10 protein-coding genes are annotated in these 21,788 nt (G+C 38.6%); all 10 read left to right on the top strand.

Translation table 11 applies throughout. The features are described 5' to 3' along the window. Window positions 1-19: 19 nt before the first annotated feature. The 10 genes from HMPREF2794_RS06040 (at window position 20) to HMPREF2794_RS05995 (ending at window position 21,567) form a co-directional block, all read left to right on the top strand. Window positions 20-988, top strand: coding sequence for a 1,4-beta-mannosyl-N-acetylglucosamine phosphorylase (locus tag HMPREF2794_RS06040; RefSeq protein WP_008765821.1), 969 nt, complete (start codon window positions 20-22; stop codon window positions 986-988). Window positions 989-995: 7 nt separating this feature from the next. Continuing rightward, window positions 996-3,266: a GH92 family glycosyl hydrolase gene (locus tag HMPREF2794_RS06035; RefSeq protein ID WP_055270716.1), complete on the top strand. Its 2,271-nt coding sequence runs from the start codon at window positions 996-998 to the stop codon at window positions 3,264-3,266. A 298-nt stretch (window positions 3,267-3,564) separates the two neighbouring features. Further along, window positions 3,565-4,458, top strand: a complete 894-nt coding sequence (locus HMPREF2794_RS06030; RefSeq protein WP_055270774.1) for a sugar phosphate isomerase/epimerase family protein — start codon at window positions 3,565-3,567, stop codon at window positions 4,456-4,458. A gap of 527 nt (window positions 4,459-4,985) precedes the next feature. Continuing rightward, entirely contained in the window at window positions 4,986-6,461 is a 1,476-nt protein-coding gene (locus HMPREF2794_RS06025; protein ID WP_055270718.1) for a DUF4992 family lipoprotein, read from the top strand. Between the two features lie 29 nt (window positions 6,462-6,490). Further along, entirely contained in the window at window positions 6,491-9,799 is a 3,309-nt protein-coding gene (locus tag HMPREF2794_RS06020; protein ID WP_070751150.1) for a SusC/RagA family TonB-linked outer membrane protein, read from the top strand. A 14-nt stretch (window positions 9,800-9,813) separates the two neighbouring features. Next, complete coding sequence (locus HMPREF2794_RS06015) at window positions 9,814-12,027, top strand: RagB/SusD family nutrient uptake outer membrane protein (protein WP_008765815.1); 2,214 nt, start codon at window positions 9,814-9,816, stop codon at window positions 12,025-12,027. Between the two features lie 503 nt (window positions 12,028-12,530). Beyond that, window positions 12,531-13,976: a DUF4992 family lipoprotein gene (locus HMPREF2794_RS06010; RefSeq protein WP_008761666.1), complete on the top strand. Its 1,446-nt coding sequence runs from the start codon at window positions 12,531-12,533 to the stop codon at window positions 13,974-13,976. A 32-nt stretch (window positions 13,977-14,008) separates the two neighbouring features. After that, entirely contained in the window at window positions 14,009-17,317 is a 3,309-nt protein-coding gene (locus tag HMPREF2794_RS06005) for a SusC/RagA family TonB-linked outer membrane protein (RefSeq protein ID WP_070751149.1), read from the top strand. Window positions 17,318-17,333: 16 nt separating this feature from the next. Beyond that, on the top strand, window positions 17,334-19,601 hold the full coding sequence (locus HMPREF2794_RS06000) for a RagB/SusD family nutrient uptake outer membrane protein (protein ID WP_008761664.1): 2,268 nt from the start codon (window positions 17,334-17,336) through the stop codon (window positions 19,599-19,601). 226 nt (window positions 19,602-19,827) lie between these two features. Then, window positions 19,828-21,567, top strand: coding sequence for a polysaccharide lyase (locus tag HMPREF2794_RS05995; RefSeq protein ID WP_070751148.1), 1,740 nt, complete (start codon window positions 19,828-19,830; stop codon window positions 21,565-21,567). Window positions 21,568-21,788: the final 221 nt, after the last annotated feature.

Raw genomic sequence — 21,788 nt, 5'->3', positions numbered from 1 at the left:
TACTAAATAAATAATTATTATGAATAAGATTCAAATTCCCTGGGAAGAACGTCCTGTCGGATGTACAGATGTAATGTGGCGTTACTCGCAAAATCCGGTCATCGGACGCTATCATATTCCTTCATCCAATAGTATTTTCAATAGTGCTGTCGTACCTTTCAAAGATGGGTTCGCCGGCGTATTCCGTTGTGACAACAAAGCTGTACAGATGAATATCTTCACAGGGTTCAGTAAAGATGGTATTCATTGGGATATTAGTCATGAACCGATTCAATTTAAAGCCGGTAACACGGAAATGATCGAATCCGAATATAAATATGACCCGCGTGTTACATGGATTGAAGACCGATATTGGATTACTTGGTGTAACGGCTATCATGGACCTACTATCGGTATTGCCTATACATTTGATTTTATAGATTTCTTCCAATGCGAGAATGCCTTCCTGCCTTTCAATCGTAATGGAGTACTTTTCCCGCAAAAGATAGATGGCAAATATGCTATGTTAAGTCGCCCCAGCGACAATGGACATACACCGTTCGGTGATATTTATATCAGCTACAGTCCGGATATGAAATACTGGGGTGAACATCGTTGTGTTATGAAAGTGACTCCTTTCCCTGAAAGTGCCTGGCAGTGTACCAAGATTGGTGCAGGTTCGGTACCTTTCCTTACTGATGAAGGCTGGTTGCTTTTCTATCATGGTGTTATCACTACTTGCAACGGTTTCCGTTATGCAATGGGTTCGGCGATACTCGATAAGGATCATCCCGAAAAGGTACTTTATCGTACCCGTGAATATCTGATAGGTCCGGCTGCACCTTATGAACTTCAAGGTGATGTGCCCAATGTGGTATTCCCATGTGCGGCATTGCAGGATGGTGAGCGTGTAGCTGTTTATTATGGAGCTGCAGATACTGTTGTAGGAATGGCTTTCGGCTATATCCAGGAAATAATTGATTTTACAAAACGGACGAGCATTATTTAAGAAGGATATGAGACGTATATTATTAACTTGCACACTGGCTTTCACCCTTCTCCCCGTATTTGGGGGAGAGGGTAAGGCCCCCCCTATGAATAAGGAAAAGAGTCTGTTGATAGACTATGTAGATCCTTTTATTGGAACGACAAATTTCGGTACCACTAATCCCGGAGCTGTTTGTCCGAATGGAATGATGTCCGTAGTACCTTTTAATGTGATGGGTTCTGCTGATAATACTTACGATAAAGATGCACGTTGGTGGTCTACGCCTTATGAATATACCAATTGTTTCTTTACAGGATATTCTCATGTAAATCTGAGTGGTGTCGGTTGTCCTGAACTGGGTTCTTTATTGCTGATGCCTACTACCGGAGAACTGAATGTAGACTATAAGGAATATGGGAGCAAATATAAGGATGAACAGGCTTCTCCCGGCTATTATTCCAATTATCTGACGAAGTATAATATAAAGACAGAAGTCTCTGCTACTCCGCGTACAGGTATTGCCCGTTTCACTTTTCCTAGAGGAAAGAGTCATATACTTCTGAATTTGGGCGAAGGCCTGACCAATGAGAGTGGAGCCATGCTTCGTCGTGTAAGTGACAGCGAAATAGAGGGAATGAAACTATTGGGTACTTTCTGTTATAATCCCCAAGCTGTATTTCCCATCTATTTTGTGATGAGAGTGAACAAAGTTCCCACCACAACCGGATATTGGAAAAAGCAACGTCCGATGACAGGTGTGGAAGCAGAATGGGATCGAGACCAAGGCAAATATAAATTGTATACCCGCTATGGAAAAGAAATAGCAGGTGACGATGTGGGCGCTTACTTCACTTTTGAAACAGAGGAAGGAGAACAGGTCGAAGTACAGATGGGAGTTTCCTTTGTAAGCATAGAGAATGCCCGTTTGAATCTGGATAAAGAACAGTCGGGAAAAAACTTTGAACAGGTGCTTTCCGATGCCCGTGCACAGTGGAACGATGACTTGTCACGTATCACTGTAGAAGGAGGAACGGATGCACAGAAAACAGTTTTTTATACGGCACTTTATCATTTGTTGATTCATCCGAACGTTCTGCAGGATGTAAATGGTGAATATCCGGCTATGGAGAGCGATCAGATTCTGACAACGAAAGGTACCCGATATACTGTATTCTCTTTGTGGGATACATATCGTAACGTACATCAGCTTTTGACTTTGGTTTATCCCGAACGTCAGATGGAAATGGTACGTACCATGCTCGATATGTATCGTGAACATGGTTGGTTTCCTAAATGGGAATTGTATGGAAGAGAGACTCTTACGATGGAAGGTGATCCAAGTATCCCAGTGATTGTGGATACATGGATGAAAGGATTGCGTGACTTTGACGTAGATCTGGCTTATGAAGCTATGTACAAGTCGGCTACATTACCCGGGGCGGAAAATCTGATGCGTCCGGACAATGATGACTATATGTCAAAAGGATACGTGCCGCTTCGTGAACAATATGATAACTCCGTATCTCATGCACTGGAATATTATATCGCAGACTTTGCCCTTTCCCGTTTTGCGGATGCTTTAGGAAAGAAGAAAGATGCGGAAATGTTCTATAAACGCTCTTTGGGATATAAGCATTATTATAGTAAGGAGTTCGGTACATTCCGACCTATTCTTCCAGACGGAACTTTCTACAGTCCGTTCAATCCGAGGCAGGGAGAGAACTTTGAACCGAATCCCGGTTTCCACGAAGGTAATTCTTGGAATTATACTTTCTATGTACCACATGATGTATATGGATTGGCTAAACTGATGGGTGGAAAGAAACCTTTTGTCAATAAGCTGCAAATGGTGTTTGATGAAGGACTATATGATCCGGCTAACGAACCGGATATTGCTTACGCTCATCTGTTCTCTTACTTTAAAGGTGAAGAATGGCGTACACAGAAAGAGACACAGCGACTGCTGGATAAGTACTTTACGACCAAACCGGACGGTATCCCTGGAAATGATGACACAGGTACGATGTCTGCATGGGCTATTTTCAATATGATAGGTTTTTATCCCGACTGTCCGGGATTGCCGGAATATACATTGACTACTCCGGTATTTAATAAAGTAACGATCCGCTTGGATCCTAAATGGTATAAGGAAAATGAGCTGGTAATTGAGAGTAATCGTACCGGATCGGAAACTCTTTATATAAATAAGGTGTTATTGGATGGTAAGAAGTTCAATAAATACCGCATTACCCACGATGAACTTGTTCATGGTAAACGCTTGATATTTGATTTGAAATAACACACAGTGTTTCATAGGTATCGTTTTTGGGTTGACAAGGCTGTCGGACTTTTCAGGGTTCGGCAGCCTATTTTTTTACATCTTACCTGAATAATCCTTTCAAAAAGATAGTGTCACTATATGTCTGCGATAATGACACTATATCAGTGGTATAGTGACACCATTTACCTGGGATAGTGTCATTATCTTATTTTTATAAATATCCCCTTTTCCGTTTTAGTATTAAATATTTGGAATGTAGCCGATTACAAAGTTTCCTTTCATCCGTCTTTTATACGATCAGCGTATAATTAAGATGATGAATAGAAAGAAATTATTTCAACATATCCTTTGGATATTAATCGTAGCAGAATGTTTTCCAATGCTGGCTGTTGCTGCATCGAAACAAAAAGAACAACGTTACAAGATCGCCGTATGTGACTGGATGATATTGAAACGTCAGAAGATTGGTTCGTTCCAATTGGTGCATGAGTTGAAAGGAGATGGAGTCGAGTTGGATATGGGTAGTCTCGGTAAAAGAGAAATGTTCGATAACAAATTGCGTGAGCCCCATTTCCAGCAGCTATTTCGTGAAACAGCTCAGAACTATAATTTAGAGGTTCCTTCTATTGCTATGTCCGGTTTTTATGGACAATCTTTTTTAGATCGTGCTAATTATAAAGAATTAGTTCGGGATTGTCTGGATGCAATGAAAGTAATGGGTGCCAAGGTCGCTTTTCTCCCTTTGGGTGGAGTGGAAGCAGGCTGGCAGGAAACTCCGGAACTTCGGACAGCTTTAATAAAACGGCTGAAGGAAGTAGGGGATATGGCTGCTTCGGAAAGAGTTGTAATTGGCATTGAAACTCAATTGGATGCAAGAGAAGAAGTGAAACTATTGAAAGAGATTAATTCTCCCGGTATCAAGATCTATTTTAAATTTCAGAATGCATTAGAGAATGGAAGGGATCTATGTAAGGAACTCAAGATTCTTGGAAAAAATAGAATTTGCCAGATTCACTGTACAGATACGGATGGAGTGACTCTTCCTTTCAATGAGCGGCTGGATATGAATAAGGTAAAAAAGACGCTTGACAAAATGGGCTGGAGGGGCTGGCTGGTTGTAGAACGCTCACGAGACAAGGATGATGTGAGGAACGTGAAGAAGAATTATGGAACGAATATAAAGTATTTGAAAAAGGTGTTTCAAGAGTAATATAATAATTGAGATAATAGGTAGGAGGGACTTCAAACATTATATGTCCTCTTACTATATTAAAAGTCCGAACTTAAAAAAGTTCGGACTTTTTTTTCACTATGCGAATCAAATCCTAATCCTATAGAGATATTGATGCTTTCTCATCCTTTATTTCGGATGCTTGTAACCATTTTGTTTTTTATTTAATTCACTGTTTCCGTTATGGTATCAATCAGCAGAATTTTGGTGGATTACAATGATCTTATCCATTCGTCCTTTATATGAATCGGTTAAAGTGGAAGTTAAAACGATGTGAAGATGTGGAGAAGAACGATGATTGGAATATAAAATATTTAAAAGAAAATTTTCAACAATGATAGGGAGGGGAATTATGATATAGTTTAATAAAACTAAGAGAAAAAACTTCAGATTCTATTTTTTATTCTTTTTAAGAGATTACGATTCTTTTAGTTGTATCTTTTTATTTATGTGAATAGATGTCTGATGATGTAATATATCATTTTATATAAATTAAAATTTAATCTATGAAGAGTAAACATTTATTCTTGCGAGTAAAAAGGGATAGTTTGGCATTTGCGGCAGCTATACTTCTTTTTAGTTCTTGTGTCGATGGATACAAGGATGATTGGACCTTCTCATCGGAAGTTCAGGGGGTAACCTTGGAATCACCGTCGACTGAAGGTTGGACTTTTACCAGAAACGTAGATATTACGTCTCTGGAAATTAAATGGCCGGTAGTGCTAGGAGCCGGTGGGTACCAAGTGACATTTTATAATATTGATGATCCTGACAATCCAGTTGTTATAGGCGAAGAGAATGAAGTCGTAGATAAATGTACGATTACGCGTGATATTACTGAAGATACAAAGTATAAGGTTGCAGTCAGAGCATTAGGAAATCAGAAGTATAATAACGCTGATGCTGTTGCAGCTACGGAAATGACTTATAATACATTGGTTCGAGTACGTGAAACAATACCAACAGGAACTAATCTGACCGAATATTTTACGGCAAATCCGATTGATCCTCTTGCAGAAGGAGAAGAAGAAATAGCTTATGAATTAGTGGCAGGTGGTGTATATGAAATGGATGGTAATATTGATTTAGGAACGACTACATTGACTATTCGTGGCGACAAAGTAAATCATGCCAAACTGACAATGAAAAGAAATGCTTCTTTTATAAATCGCGGAGCTGGTCTAAAAATTAAGTTTATAGATTTTGATTTTGATGCTGATACTTACAGTGCTTCTAATAGTAGAGGTGTCGTTATGTTCAATAGCACAGAAGCCGGTATAGTGCAGCAGCCTTATGTTTTCCAATCTTGTACTATAAAAGATCTTCCCGTACCATTATATTACTGTAATAATGGTTATGCTTTGTCGTCATTGTCTATTACTGATTGCTTGGTTAGCATTAATACAGCAAGTACTATATTTATAGCATTCAACGGTCAAGGTTGGATCAAAGATTTGAGCTTTTCAAACAGTACTATTTATTATACGGTTCCCGGATCTGCCTATTTTGTTCAGATGAGAGGACGTACTCCGTCAAACTTTAGCGGATCTGGCTGGAGTACATCGCTTCGGAAAATGAGTAATTGTACGTTCTATCAAATTGGCACTAACAATCGTTTCTTTAATAATGTAATAAACAGTAATAGTGCTGTGTTCTTTTTGGAAATGCAGAATACTATTTTTGCAGACTGTGTCGTAAGTTCGGCCACAGGAACTGAAGGTGTTTTCAGACGGATCTGTAATGCGGGAAATTATGGTAATGTAAATTATACACTTGGATATAATACTTATTATTATAGTGCTGTTCCGGGAGGATTCCTTGATTATGATACTAGTGATGAGAATGGACGAGACCATTCGGGAACAGCTATTAAGGTAGAGCCAAAGTTTGTGAATGCTGCTAACGGTGATTTTACTTTGAGTAGCTCGGAGCATATTGCGAAACGTTGTGGAGATCCACGTTGGCTTCCGACAACAGAATGAATACAATGTATAAACAATAACAGAATACTATGAGTAAAAGATATTTCATTTTAGGCTTATGTATGCTTTTTATACAAGCCTTTGCGCAAATCGTCTATGCCCAAAATGCACGTACGGTGACCGGGGTTGTTGTGGACGAATTTGGTGACCCAATTATTGGGGCTGCAATTAAGATTGTAGATTCTACGGTAGGCACGATAAGTGATATTGATGGTAAATTTAGCCTTCCCGTCCCGGAAGGGGGAAGATTGGCTGTTTCATTTGTAGGATACGTTTCTCAAACAATAACGAATTTGAATAATCCAAAGATTGTATTGAAAGAAGATGTAGCTAATCTGGATGAGGTGGTTATTGTAGGTTATGGTACACAAAAAATGAAAAACATAACGGGGGCGATTGAAACCATTACTCCGGATGAGATTAAAGATCTTTCGGTGGGTAACTTAGGTGATGCATTGAGCGGAATGATGAGTGGTTTGCATGTAAATTCGGGTGGTGGTCGTCCGGGTAGTACCCCAAGTCTACAAATACGCCAAAGTAATATCAATACCAGCATTACTCCCAATTCAACGCGTGGAGGTGATGCAGATCCTAGCCCATTATATGTAATTGACGATTTTATTTCTACAGAGGATGCATTTAATAATTTGGATGTGAGTGAAGTAGAAAGTATTACGGTTTTGAAAGATGCTTCGGCAGCTGTATATGGGGCACGTGCGGCTTACGGTGTCATATTGGTGAAAACCAAGCGCGGTAAGGTAGGTACACCTTCCATATCTTATACAGGGCAATTCGGTTTTACTGATGCTTTGAAAAAAACTAAGATGCTAAGTGCTTATGATTATGGACGTATTTATAATGCCGCACGTGGAGCTGGAACTTCTACCGGTGAATCGGAATCGGATAATAGAAGAACGCAATATTTCCAGGCTGACGAATTGGAAGCAATGAGAGAACTGAACTACGATTTGCTGGATGATGAGTGGAGTGCGGCTTGGACGCAACGCCACAGTTTCAGTATTAATGGCGGTACAGAGAAGGCTACTTATTTTGCGGGTGCATCTTACTATAATCAAGAAGGTAATATGGGACGTTTAGATTATGATCGTTGGAACTTCCGTGCGGGTGTTAATGCTAATATCGGTAAGTGGATTAAAGCCTCCTTACAGTTCTCAGGTGACATGGGTGAACAGAATAACTCACGTAATGGTATAACCAGTGGTGGGACAGATGCTGATTTTAATTCTCTAATGACACATTTGCCTTTTGTGCCCGGATATGTAGGTGGACGTCCTGTTGTATATACAGGTATGGAAAATGTGTCTTCGGGCTTAAGTGCTGTACGACTATTCCATTTTGGAGCAGTTCAGGATTCTCCTGACAATACTCAAAATCAGACAAATAATATGTCCATAAACGGTTCATTGGAATATGATTTTGGTTGGAGCAAATGGTTGAAGGGACTAAAAGTGAAAGGTTCTTATTCGAGGAGCATTATCAATAATAAGAGTAATAATATCGGTACTAAAATGAATGTCTACAGGCTGCTGGAACGTGGTGGCAGTGGAAATCACCTTTATACTGGCGATGATATAAATATAGATGATAGCAATTTTGGTACTTTTACTTTGGATAATGGTAATTTATTGAGCCGTGCGATGAATAAAACGGATAACTACCAGATGAACTTGACAGTCAGCTACGCACGTCAGTTTGGTTTGCATAATGTGAATGGATTGTTTTCTATTGAAAAGGCAGAATCGGAATATGAATATCTGACCGGTACTGTAACTGATCCTTTCAGCTTTACCGATGGACAATCTAATTCGACAGCTACCGGTGCGGATCAAACGACTACGTTCGGTCGTACGGAATCGGGTATGCTCTCTTATATCGGTCGTCTGAACTACTCGTATGCAGACAAGTATTTGTTTGAGTTCCTGCTTCGTTCGGATGCATCTACCAAATTTGCTCCTAGTAACTACTGGGGAATGTTCCCTTCATGGTCAGCAGGTTGGGTTATCTCGGAAGAAAGCTGGTTTAATAAAGAAAAACTAGGTATTGATTTCTTGAAGATTCGTGGTTCATTCGGTATTTTGGGAAGAGATAATATACAACCTTGGTTGTGGACACAACTTTATAGCCGAAATGCAGATGGAGGTCCTATATTTGGTACAGCCACCAATACCTATAGTGGTGCAACATTCCAAATGCCGCAAAGAGGGGTCAACGCAGATGTACATTGGGATAAAACCTACAAGACCAATTTAGGTATCGATGTCAGGATGCTGGATAGTAGACTGGGTATTACATTAGATGCTTACTATGATATGGGACGTGAGTTGTTCACAACTTTCACGGGTACTTCTTTCTATCCGACTACTGTAGGTACGCAGGCTACTCCTGAGAACTTTGGAGAAGTTGATACGTATGGTTTAGAACTTACTTTGAATTGGAAAGATAAAATCGGTAAAGATTTTTCTTATTGGGTAAAAATGACTACCGGTTACAGTGATAACAAGATTAAAGAAGCCGGATTCCAGGCTACTCCCGGTTTTGATGACATTGTTCGGGGTGAACGTTCCGACCGTGGTGTGTGGGGATACGAATGTATTGGCATGTTCCGCACCTATCAGGATATCGAAGAGTATTTCGCAGTGAATAAGATCACTTCTTATCTTGGGAATACGAAAGATAACATTCATCCGGGTATGTTGATCTATCGTGATGTACGTGGTCAGCGTAATGCCGATGGTACTTATGGTGAAGCAGATGGCGTGATTGATCAGAATGACTATGTGAAGATTTCCAATCGTGCCAATAATCCTTATGGATTGACTTTTAATTTTGGTGCTTCGTATAAGAACTTCTCATTCAGTGCTCAATTTGGTGCAAGCTGGGGTGCTTATGCTCTTGTACAGACAGACTTACGTCAGGAAAAATACGATGATCTGGAATATAAAAATGTATCTGCCATGTGGAAAGATATGTATGTGTATGAAGATGTATTGGATGCCGGTGGTAATGTAGTGGCGCCAATGAACCGGAGTGCTAAATATCCAAACTTAAGATATAGTGCCATAAACGGTCAGGCTTCTACATTTTGGAAAGTTAGCGCAGCCAGCGTTCGATTACGTAATTTGACAGTTGCTTATAGCCTTCCGAAGGAATGGACAAATCGGATCGGCATCAGCAGTTGCCGTCTGAATTTGACTGCTCAGAACCTTTTAAACTTTTACAATCCTTATCCTGATGGTGTTTGGAGTACATGGGGAGGCACTTATGGAAGATATCCTAATTTGCGTAAAGTAACTTTAGGTGTTAATGTCTCATTCTAATATCAAAGAAGATTATGAAAGAAAAGATAAATAAAATATGTTTGACAGCATCGATGGTGACAGGACTAATCTGTTTTACTGGATGCAGCGATGATTTTCTGAAAGACAAGAAAGTATATGGAAGCTATGACGCTTCGGTTGTGTACGAAAATTATGAAACAGCCAAAAGTCGTGTGGACTTTTTATATCAGTCTTTATTGCCTAGTTCTACCGGAGGTTCCAATGCTTTGACCGATATAACCAGTGCGGGTATTGATGACGATTTTTCCAAATGTACGGAGGAATATGGAGACTACTCTATTTTCAATGATCCTACGGCATCTCTTACTATTCAGACTGTTCCCGATTATTTTTATGTAATCAACAGTGAAAGAAGTCCTTGGGGACGTATCCGCGAATGTAATAATGTGATTGAAGGTGTGACGGGAAGTGCGACTCTTTCGCAGACAGAGAAAGAACAATTACTCGGACAAGCTTACTTTTTTCGAGCATGGCGTTATTATCTGTTGGTGAAAATGTATGGTGGTGTTCCCATTGTAGACCACGTCCAGAATCCGGTGATAGGTGATGGTAATGGTGAGAATCTGGTCATTCCTCGTTCCTCGACTAAGGCTTGTATAGACTTTATATGCGATGACTTGGAACTGGCAGCCAGCTATCTTCCTGCACGTTGGCAGAATGAAGGGCAGGATTACGGACGCATAACCGCCGGTGCAGCACTTGCTCTAAAAGGTCGTACATTGTTGCTTTATGCTAGTCCACTTTTTAACCGTGCCGATGACGCATCTCGTTGGAAAGATGCTTACGACGCCAATTTTGCTGCCATCACTAAACTGAATGAAGGTAACTTCGGACTTGCTTATGAAGGCAATGGCGGAGAAGACAATGCCAAGAATTGGGCCAGAATGTTCGCCACTTATACAGGTGGAAGCGAAGCCGTATTTGTTACTTTATATAATAATGTGTCTCCTATTGCTTCACAAAACATCAACCGATACAACTTGTGGGAGCAGGGAATCCGACCAGGAAATATAAACGGAGGCGGAGGAAAGACTCCTACAGCGGAAATAATAGACATCTTCCCGATGATTGACGGTAAGAAACCGATGGAATCAGGAGTTCATTATGACCCTAAAAAGTTCTTTCTAAATCGTGACCCGCGTTTCTACCGTACATTTGCATTTCCGGGGGTAGAGTGGAAATTCAACAGTGGCAATGTCGATTTTTCAGGAGCAACGATGTCTGGTTTATGCCCAACCCGTTATACCAGTGGTGCGAACTATGAACTTTGGAATTATTGTTGGTATACTACGGCTGATGAGCGTAATAATCCGAGTAGAAGCGGTTTTGCAGCCGATATGCTGGGCACTAAGAATAGAGGAGTCTATGTTCGTAAACGTTCGGATGATTTTGATTTGGGCACTAGTCTTTATGTGTTTACTGATAACAGCAGTGGTGATCAGCAGGGATTCAGACGATCGGCAGCTCCTTACATGGAGATACGGTATGCGGAAGTATTGCTGAATCTGGCAGAATCAGCTTGTGGTGCGGGCGGCACTTATCATGCGGAAGGGGTCAAGGCGCTGAAAGCCGTACGTGGCAGAGTAGGCTATACGAGTGCAAATAATTATGGCCTGGATGCGGCGATTGAAACTGACCGTGCTAAATTGTTTGAAGCTATATTGTATGAACGTCAGGTAGAGTTGGCTTTTGAAGGTAAACGTGCGTATGATATGCGTCGTTGGATGCTATTTGACGGAGGTGTAGGACAAGGTGCTTTGAATGCAAGTTGGGCATTGAGTGGCTTTGGAGGTAATACTTGTACTTATTTGGGTGTGACTCCGATGAATGAACGTGGTAAGAGATATCGCATAGAAATCAATGTTGAAGGTACCGGGTCTGCAAATAATGACAGTGATCCGATTAAAAACGTAGAGCGACCAGCAGCACTGACATTGAATGAGAAGATTGCTACGGAAGCAGACGGAGAAACGATTCTTGATCCGGCTGTGTCAAGTATATGTACATTCTATGATACCTATTTCTCACGTAAAGATATCAGTCTTGATGGTAATGTGCTGGACATTAATCCTTATTTCCAACCCAGATATTATTTCTTTGGATTGCGTCAAAGTGCACAGCAAACTAATGCGACATTGTATCAGACCATTGGTTGGGAAGATTATGCTCACGGTGGTATGGGTACTTTCGACCCATTGGCAGAATAAAAGATTTTTCTGATTCCCGGAAAAAAGTAATTTAATATAAAAAGGTGGCCTCAAGGCACTTTCCTTTTAATAGGAAAAGTGTCTTGAGGCCTTTTTTTGCATATAATTTCCAATTAACTTCATTTTTGTTCTTTTTATGTGATTACATATCTTTAAATCATACGTCCTTTTTATGTATGAAGAAAAAGAAGAGTGGTATATGTATTTTATGATTATTTAAGTAGTTTACTAACATGTCTTCATTCAAGAGTTCATGGGAAGCTTCTTATAATTTTTATTGAGATGGAAAGCAATTCACAAGATTAACTGACTGTCAAAGTAGGGAACTGAATAATAGGAATCAAACCGAACAAAGAAATAAATCGAAGACTGTAGAAAGAAGCCATTAGTTTTGCAGCCATTACTGCATAAATGTGAATGAAATGTTTAACGGACTATTGTATATAATATTCAACTTAAATATTGATAACATAAGAACGTATTGTTTAATTTAAATTTAATGTATGAAAAGTAATCGTTTATTTTTACGAAGAAGAACACGTGGACTGTTATTCGCTACGTTATTATTTCTTTTAAGTAGCTGTACCATAGGGTATCACGAAGACGAATCTTTTGAGTCGGATGTGAAAAATGCTACACTGGAATCTCCCCAATTGGAGAATGTAAAAGTGGAACTTGATGCCACAGGAGAAAATGCAACTATTGAATGGCCTGTAGTGCATGGAGCAGAAGGTTATGAGTTTTCTTGGTATGTAGTTGATGATCCTGAAAATCCGATAGCTGTAGTTGAAGGAGAGTTTATCGATGGTTGTAGCGTTGAATTGGAAGTAGAAGAAGATACAAAATATAAATTCTTAATTAAAACCATTGGAAATAAACAGTTTAATAACAAAGATGCAGAAAAAGCCTGTGAAATAAGTTTTTCAACTTTACTTGAAACATATGCATCCATTCCTAGTGGAGTAGATTTGACTCAATGGTTTATTGATAATCCGCTTCCAGAGACTGATATGGAACCTAATGAAGATGGCACTTTAAAAGAGTTGGCATATGAATTAGAGGCTAACGGTGAATATACTATATCAGGTCCAATAGATTTTGGAGCACGTAAAGTTACAATTCGTGGAAATAAAATTAATCATTCGAAAATTACATTTGGTCAAAGTGGTAGAATATTAACACAGAATGGTTTGAAGATAAAGTTTATGGATTTCTATTGTAATGCAATGGAGAAAGGTTCTTCTGATGCTTCATTAATTGGATTAAGTAAGACTCCAAATGAACAATTAAAAGTATCTTCTGGAGAATACGTTATTAAAGATCCCATCGTTATTCAGTCTTGTAATGTATATGACCTTAATAGGCATTTATTATATGATTCAGGGAAAAAATATTGTGTAGAAAACTTTACAGTAAAAGCTTCTTTTATTAGATGTAATCAGTCTAATACGATTGTGTATTTTAATAAAGGTAGTTTTATTAATATAACATTTAAAGAGAGTACTCTTTGTAGTACTGTACAGAATGGAAGTTATTTTGCACAGGTAAATGGTAACAGACCTAACAAGATTACTGGATATTCAAATGGAACTTTTAATTTTTATAATTGTACAGTATACAATCTTGCTTATAGCAAAGACTTTACTAATTGGAATAGCTATAGAGGACAAGCATGCTTAACACTAAATTTCTCCAGAACTATTTTTGTAGATTGTGGTAAAGGAGATATGACGAATAAAATAATGGGTAATGCAAATATGTCTAGAAATTTTGAATATAATACTTATTGGTATAATGGTAGTCAAAGTAATGACAAATATGATACAAATACTCTTGATACAGATCCTGGCTTCATTAATGCTGTAAATGGTGATTTTACTGTAACTGGAGCAAGCCAGCTTGAAAAGAGAACCGGTGATCCACGATGGCTTCCACTTGTTGAAGAGTAAGTAAAGTAGTATGATAATAAAAATTAAATACAATGAATAAGAAAAATATTATTCTCAGTTTATTCATCGGTACACTGTTGACTTTTGTTATGCCATTGTGTGCCCAGAATCAGACAGTAACTGGACTTGTTGTAGATGTAAGTGGTGAACCGATAATAGGTGCTACTGTCATGGTGGTAAATGGGACAGTAGGTACAGTGACAGATATTGATGGGAAATTTAATATTAAGGTTGCTCCAAAAAGCAAATTGAAAGTTTCCTTTGTTGGATATACTTCACAAATTATATCTGATTTAAAAAATCCTAGGATTGTACTTTTAGAAGATCAACTGAAATTAGATGAAGTTGTAGTACTTGGTGATTATGGTTCTCAGAAATTACGTAATGCAACAGGTGCCATTGAAACGATTTCCACAGAAGAATTGAAAGATTTGTCAGTGGGTAGTTTGGGTGACGCGTTAGCTGGTAAAATAAATGGTTTACATGTATCACTTAGTGGTGGGCGTCCAGGTAGTACACCAAGCTTACAGATTCGTCAAAGTTCAGTGAATACTACCATTACTCCAAGTTCTGATTTAGGAGGTAATGCAAGCCCTACTCCACTATATGTTATTGATGGCTTTATTGCAGATGAAGGTGCTTTCAATAATTTAGATATAAATGAAGTAGAAAATGTGACTGTTTTAAAGGATGCTGCAGCGGCTGTATATGGAGCACGTGCTGCGTATGGTGTTGTGCTGGTTAAGACTAAACAAGGAAAAGTAGGTGCTCCCAAAATTTCTTATTCAGGACAGTTTGGTTATACAGATGCATTGATGTTACCGAAGATGCTAAATGCCTATGATTACGGTCGTATATACAATGCTGCTCGTGCTGCTAATACTGCTACTAAGGATCAAGAATCCGATGACTTGAGGGTACAACTTTTTCAATCTGATGAGTTGGAGGCAATGAAGGGTATGAATTATAATTTATTAGATAAAGAATGGAGTGCGGCTTTGACGCAGCGTCATAGTGTCAACATTAGCGGGGGAACAGAAAAAGCAACTTATTTCGGTGGTGTTTCGTATTATCAGCAAGAAGGTAATATAGGGCGCTTGGACTATAATCGTTGGAACTATCGTGCTGGTGTAAATGCTAATATTTCAAAATGGATGAAAGCTTCTTTGCAGGTATCTGGTAATTATGGAGAGACAAATAAACCTAAAAATGTAAAAGGTGGTGGCTCTGATGGTGATTTTGAATCTTTAATGTTACATGTACCTTATGTGCCTGATCAAGTAAATGGATATTATATTTTTCATTCAGGTATGGAAAATATAACTAATCCAAGTGATCAGCAGAAGTATAATTTTGCAGCAGTACAGAATGCGTCAGATAATGTTGAGAATCAGAATCAGAATTTTTCTCTTAACGGTTCATTAGAGTATGATTTTGGTTGGAGTAAATACTTACGTGGTTTAAAGGTAAAAGCTTCTTATTCAAAAAATATAAGTACAGGAAAAACAAATACTATCGGTACAAAAATCGATGTATATCGCCTTATATCCCGTGGTGGCAGCGGTGGTCACCTTTATGTTGGTGACGAGATTGAATACAATGCTAATACATTGGGATTGTATGAGTTGAATAATGGCAACTCTTTGGGGCGTAGTATGAATCGCTCAGATAGTTATCAAATGAACTTAACAGTAAGCTATGCACGTCAGTTTGGTAAGCATTATGTCAGTGGTTTGTTCTCTATTGAAAAAGCAGAATCAGAATGGGAAGATTTGAATGGTAGTCTTACAGATCCATTACCTTTTACAGATGGCCAATCTAGTTCTGTGGATTCCAATGCAGAAGGTTTTGCTCAAACTGTAACGTTTAACCGCAGTGAGTCTGGTATGCTTTCTTATGTTGGTCGTGTGAATTATTCATATGATGATAAATATTTGTTTGAGTTTATGCTCCGTTCTGATGCCTCTGCCAAATTTGCTCCTCAGAATTATTGGGGAATGTTCCCTTCATGGTCTGCCGGCTGGGTTATTTCAGATGAAAAATGGTTTGATAAAGACAAGACAAAAATCGACTTTTTGAAGATACGTGGTTCGTTTGGTATTCTTGGTAAAGATAATGTGAATGCTTGGCTTTGGACTCAGCTTTACACCCGTAATCCAGACAAAGGACCGATCTTTGGAACTAATTCTAGTACAAATACAAGTGCTACGATTCGTATGCCGAAACAAGGAGTAAATCCTGATGTACATTGGGATAAGACTTATAAAACTAATTTTGGTATTGATATGGCCTTTTTGAAGAATCGAATGAGCGCTAATTTGGACTTCTATTATGATATGGGCCGTGAAATGTTTGCTTCACATCAAGGAACTTCTTATTATCCGAATACGGTAGGAATACAGCCTGCTCCAGAAAACTTTGGTGAGGTAGATACATATGGTGTTGAATTGTCATTAGGATGGAAGGATAAAATTGGAAAAGACATGTCATATTGGGTAAAGCTTACAACAGGATACAATGATAATAAAATCAGAGAGACAGGTTGGAAGGCTGCATATGATTTTGATAAATTAGTGAGAAATGAACGTTCTGATAGAGGACTATGGGGTTATGAATGTATAGGTATGTTCCGTAGTTATCAGGAAATTAATGAGTACTTTGATAAATATAGTATTACTAAATATTTAGGAAATACAAAAGAAAATGTACATCCTGGTATGCTGATTTATAAGGATGTACGTGGACAATATGATGAATCAACTGGAACTTTTGGTCCGGCAGATGGTATTGTTGATGAACAAGATTATATAAAAATTTCTCACCGTGCTAGTAATCCTTACGGTGGAACTTTAAATTTCGGTTTCTCTTATAAAGTTTTTTCTATTAGTGCGCAGTTTGGTGCAAGTTGGGGAGCATATTCCTTAGTTCCTACAACTATGCGTAAAGAAAGTTACTCTGAATATAGTAATGTGTCGGCAATGTGGAAAGATATGTTTGTATATGAGGATATTTATGACGCTAATAATATAGTAACTGTAGCACAAAACAGAAATGCAAAATACCCGAATATTCGCTATAGTAGTGTAAATGGTGCACCCTCTACTTTTTGGAAAGTAAGTGCAGCAACAGTGCAACTTCGTAATATGACAGTAGCTTATGCATTGCCTAAAGAATGGCTAAAAATAATTGGCATTAGTAGTTGCCGTTTCAATCTTACTTGCCAAAATGTATTTAACTTCCTAAACCCTTATCCAGAAGGAGCATGGGCTTCTTGGGCGGGAAGCTATGGATATTATCCGAACTTACGTAAATTCACGTTAGGTGTTAATGTTTCATTTTAATAATTTGAATACAATGATGAAGAAAATAAATAAGTATGGTTCAATTGCATTACTGACCATAACAGTTGCCGTCTTTACAGGTTGTAGTGATCAATTTTTGGAAGACAAAAAATTATATGGAAGTTTTAACGGTACGACTATTTATGAAAATTATGAGTCAGCTGATAACCGTATAGCTTACTTGTATTATATCATGCTGCCGAGTGCGACGGGTGGATCTGATCTGACTGGTTCTATGGGTGATATGCCAAGCACGGGAACAAGTGATCAATATTCGAAATGTACAGAAGAATATGGAGGGATATCAGGTTTGATGAATCCTAATTCTCCTCTAGATTATGAAACTGTTACTGATTATTTTAATCTAGATAACAATTATTCTCCTTGGGTGCGTATTCGTGAGTGTAATGATATGATCGAAGGAGTGATTGGCAGTGAAAGTTTAACTGAACACCAAAAGCAGTTATTGTTGGGACAAGCATTTTTCTTCCGTGCATGGCGTTATTATTTAATGGTAATGATGTATGGTGGTGTACCTATTATTGATAATGTACAAAATCCTATAATTGGAGATAGTGAAGGTATTCATTTGGTAGTTCCACGCTCGTCTACAAAAGAATGTATTGATTTTATTTGCAAAGATTTGCAAACAGCTGCTGATTATCTGCCAGCACGTTGGGAGTCTGAAAATAAGAATTTTGGACGCATAACATCGGGGGCAGCATTGGCTTTAAAAGGTCGTGTGGAATTGTTATATGCCAGTCCGCTTTTTAATAGGGCGGATGATGTTACACGATGGGAAACTGCATATCAAACAAACTTAGCTGCTGTAAAAAAACTGGAAGAAGGTAATTTTGGATTGGCTTATGAAAACAATTCAGGAAAGAATGCAGCAGGTTGGGGAAAGATATTCTCCGATTATATTGGCTCAGAAGGTGGTGGAGGAACTGTTTCTGAGGCAGTATTAGTAACTTTATATAATAATGTATCACCAGCCGAGCACTTACAGCTTGAAAAATGGAATGGATGGGAACATTCTCTTCGCCCAGCTAATGCTGGAGGTGGGGGTGGTATGACTCCCACTGCAGAAATGGTTGATCTTTTTCCAATGGCGGATGGGAAGAAACCAAATGACATGAATGGATCTTATGATTATAATCAAGAACTTTTCTTTTTAAACCGCGATCCAAGATTTTATCGCACTTTTGCGTTCCCTGGTGTAGAATGGAAGTTTGATAGTGATGACTTGAAATCTTTTGGTGAAAAAGGTCAATTACCTTATGGCATTAATGGGTATACTACAGGGAATAATTACAAGTTGTGGAATTATTGTTGGTATGATAATGTAGATGATCGTAATAGTAACTCTAAGTCAGGCTATGCAGCTGATTGTCTAGGTACCAAAAATACGGGGATTTATTTGCGTAAGCGTACAGATGATTTAGCACTCAATTCTAATCCTTTATATATCTTTGAAAAGACTTCAGGTAATGGATTCAGACAGTCTGCTGCTCCATATATGGAAATACGTTTTGCCGAAGTATTATTGAATTATGCGGAGGCTGCTTGTGGGGCAAATCATTTTGACGAGGCAGTGAATGCTCTTAAACGAATTCGTAAGCGTGTAGGATATACAGATAATTGTGGATTAGATCCAGCTATTTTTAATGATCGTGCTAAACTATTTGAGGCTATACTTTATGAACGTCAAATAGAACTTGCTTATGAAGGTAAACGTTTCCACGATGTGCGACGTTGGATGTTATTTGATGGTGGAGTGGGCCAAGAAGCACTGAAATCGACTTGGAAACTTACAGGTTTTAATGGCAATACATGTAACTATTTAGGAGTTGAACCATTGAATGGTCAGAGAAGACATCGGATTGAGGTTTATGCAAAAAATTTTATTGCTGCTAAAAGTAATAATGTCTACAATGAAGATAAAACAATAAAAGAAACCTATGATGAATTATGGAATAAACGTCCGACAGCATTAAGTTTGACTGAAGATATAACTTGTACAGAATCAGCCGATGATGAAATAACATATGCAGATGCAAAGGTAAAGGCATTGGCTCAGTTTTATCAAGAACATTTTAAACGTAAAAATCTTAGTACTGACGGTAATGATGAAACTATTCTTCCAACATTTAAACCTTATTATTATATCTTAGGTTTTAAGAAGAATGCGATGCAAAACAATGTGTCATTAGAACAAAATATAGGATGGGGCGACTATTGGAGAGGTGGAGCTGATGGTACCTTTGATCCTTTGGCAGAGTGAATTCGTTTATCAAAATAATTACTTGATCTGAAGAATGTTCATTCTGAAATAAACCTAAGGACCATTTATCACTTTGATCTTTTGAAAAGAATATTAAGGAATAAGTGGTCCTTTTGTATTTAAAGTTAGAATAGAAAAATATATTATATTTTCTGATTACATATTTCCTTGTTTTACGTCTTATTATTGTATTTTTGAATTAACAATCTCACAAAACCCAATAAAAATGAAGAAGAAACATGTACTTTTAGTAGCTTTTGCAGCTGCAATGTTGACTCCGACCGTTGTATGGGCACAATACCCGCAGATAACTGACGAAGCCAAAGCGAATTATACAAAGATGATGACCGAGGAACGGAAACGTTCTGATGAAGCATGGGAGAAAGCGTTACCTATAGTACTGAAAGAAGCAAAAGAAGGACGTCCTTATATCTCATGGGCTGGTCGTCCCTATGATTTGCCACAAGCTAGAATTCCCTCGTTTCCGGGTGCTGAAGGAGGTGGAATGTATAGTTTTGGTGGTCGTGGAGGTAAAGTAATTACGGTTACTAATCTGAATGATCGTGGTCCGGGTTCATTCCGCGAAGCTTGTGAGACAGGTGGTGCACGTATTATTGTATTCAATGTGGCTGGTATCATTCGTCTGGAATCTCCGATTATTGTTCGAGCACCTTACGTTACTATTGCCGGACAGACAGCACCGGGTGATGGTGTCTGCATTGCCGGAGAATCATTTTGGGTGGATACACACGACGTAGTTGTACGTCATATGAGATTCCGTCGTGGAGAAACAAAAGTATGGCATCGTGATGACTCCTTTGGTGGTAATCCGATTGGTAATATCATGATAGACCACTGTTCATGTACATGGGGACTGGACGAAAATATATCTTTCTACCGTCATATGTATGATCCGAGTGAAGGACAGTATGAGAGCAAAGACGAAAAGCTTGCCACGGTAAATGTAACTATTCAGAATACGATTTCCGCAAAAGCTTTGGATACATATAACCATGCATTCGGCAGTACATTAGGAGGTGAAAACTGTGCATTTATGCGTAACCTTTGGGCTAGTAACTCAGGCCGTAATCCGTCTGTTGGTTGGAATGGAGTATTTAACTTCGTCAATAATGTGATATTTAACTGGGTGCATCGTTCAACTGACGGCGGTGATTATACGGCTATGTTTAACATGATCAATAACTACTATAAACCCGGTCCTGCTACTCCCAAAAACAATACAGTAGGTTGTCGTATCCTGAAACCGGAAGCCGGACGTAGCAAACTGAATTATAAAGTTTATGGTCGTGTATATGCTGATGGTAACGTGATGGAAGGTTATCCGGAAATAACAAAAGATAACTGGAATGGTGGTATACAGATTGAAGGTCAGCCAAATACTGACGGATATACTGAAATGATGCGGAGCTACGAACCGTTTGCAATGCCTTATATTAAAATTACATCTGCCAATGATGCTTATGATTATGTAACGAAACATGTAGGTGCCAATATCCCTTGCCGCGATATTGTAGACGAACGCATTATCGAAGAAGTAAAAACCGGTATTCCTTATTATGACAAGAAAATGGCGAAGGATGCTAACGGTGACCTTACAGGCTTAGCTCCTAAATCAATGGGTGAAGACGGTCAGTTCAGATATCGTCGTTTGCCGAAAGATTCTTATAAGCAAGGTATCATTACTGATATTCGTCAGATGGGTGGTTTCCCCGAATACAAAGGAACTCCGTATGTGGATACGGATGGTGACGGTATGCCGGATGAATGGGAAATTGCTAATGGATTGAATCCGAATGATCCAAGTGATGCTAATAAAGATTGTACAGGTGACGGATATACGAATATTGAAAAGTATATCAATGGAATCAGTACAAAGCACAAAGTAGACTGGAGAGATTTAAAAAACAACTACGATACATTAGCTGAAAAAGGAAAATTAATGTAATCTGCAACCGGTATCGGTATAAGATGCCGGAACTGGGTTTCCTTTTGGCATATGGTATAAAAAATAAGATGAAATGAAAAAGATAGTTTTAATGTCTCTGTTGTTTCTTTGCGGTTGGATATCTGCCGGAGCAGTCGATTTGAACAAAGAGAATCGTGATCCGAAATATGTAGAGTCCATTGTCAATCGTTCGCAGAAAATTGTAGATAAACTAGGACTTA

The organism is Bacteroides sp. HMSC067B03, assembly GCF_001811315.1.
Lineage (GTDB): Bacteria > Bacteroidota > Bacteroidia > Bacteroidales > Bacteroidaceae > Bacteroides > Bacteroides faecis.
Note: the sequence above shows the minus strand (reverse complement) of the source record. Positions and strands in the feature narration are given on the sequence as shown.

Bases quoted from the DNA above. Each gene is read 5' to 3' on its own strand.
- HMPREF2794_RS06000 (WP_008761664.1), top strand. From the start codon at position 17,334: ATGAAGAAAATAAATAAGTATGGTTCAATTGCATTACTGACCATAACA.
- HMPREF2794_RS06040 (WP_008765821.1), top strand. From the start codon at position 20: ATGAATAAGATTCAAATTCCCTGGGAAGAACGTCCTGTCGGATGTACA.
- HMPREF2794_RS06010 (WP_008761666.1), top strand. From the start codon at position 12,531: ATGAAAAGTAATCGTTTATTTTTACGAAGAAGAACACGTGGACTGTTA.
- HMPREF2794_RS06005 (WP_070751149.1), top strand. From the start codon at position 14,009: ATGAATAAGAAAAATATTATTCTCAGTTTATTCATCGGTACACTGTTG.
- HMPREF2794_RS06020 (WP_070751150.1), top strand. From the start codon at position 6,491: ATGAGTAAAAGATATTTCATTTTAGGCTTATGTATGCTTTTTATACAA.
- HMPREF2794_RS06025 (WP_055270718.1), top strand. From the start codon at position 4,986: ATGAAGAGTAAACATTTATTCTTGCGAGTAAAAAGGGATAGTTTGGCA.
- HMPREF2794_RS05995 (WP_070751148.1), top strand. From the start codon at position 19,828: ATGAAGAAGAAACATGTACTTTTAGTAGCTTTTGCAGCTGCAATGTTG.
- HMPREF2794_RS06030 (WP_055270774.1), top strand. From the start codon at position 3,565: ATGAATAGAAAGAAATTATTTCAACATATCCTTTGGATATTAATCGTA.
- HMPREF2794_RS06035 (WP_055270716.1), top strand. From the start codon at position 996: ATGAGACGTATATTATTAACTTGCACACTGGCTTTCACCCTTCTCCCC.
- HMPREF2794_RS06015 (WP_008765815.1), top strand. From the start codon at position 9,814: ATGAAAGAAAAGATAAATAAAATATGTTTGACAGCATCGATGGTGACA.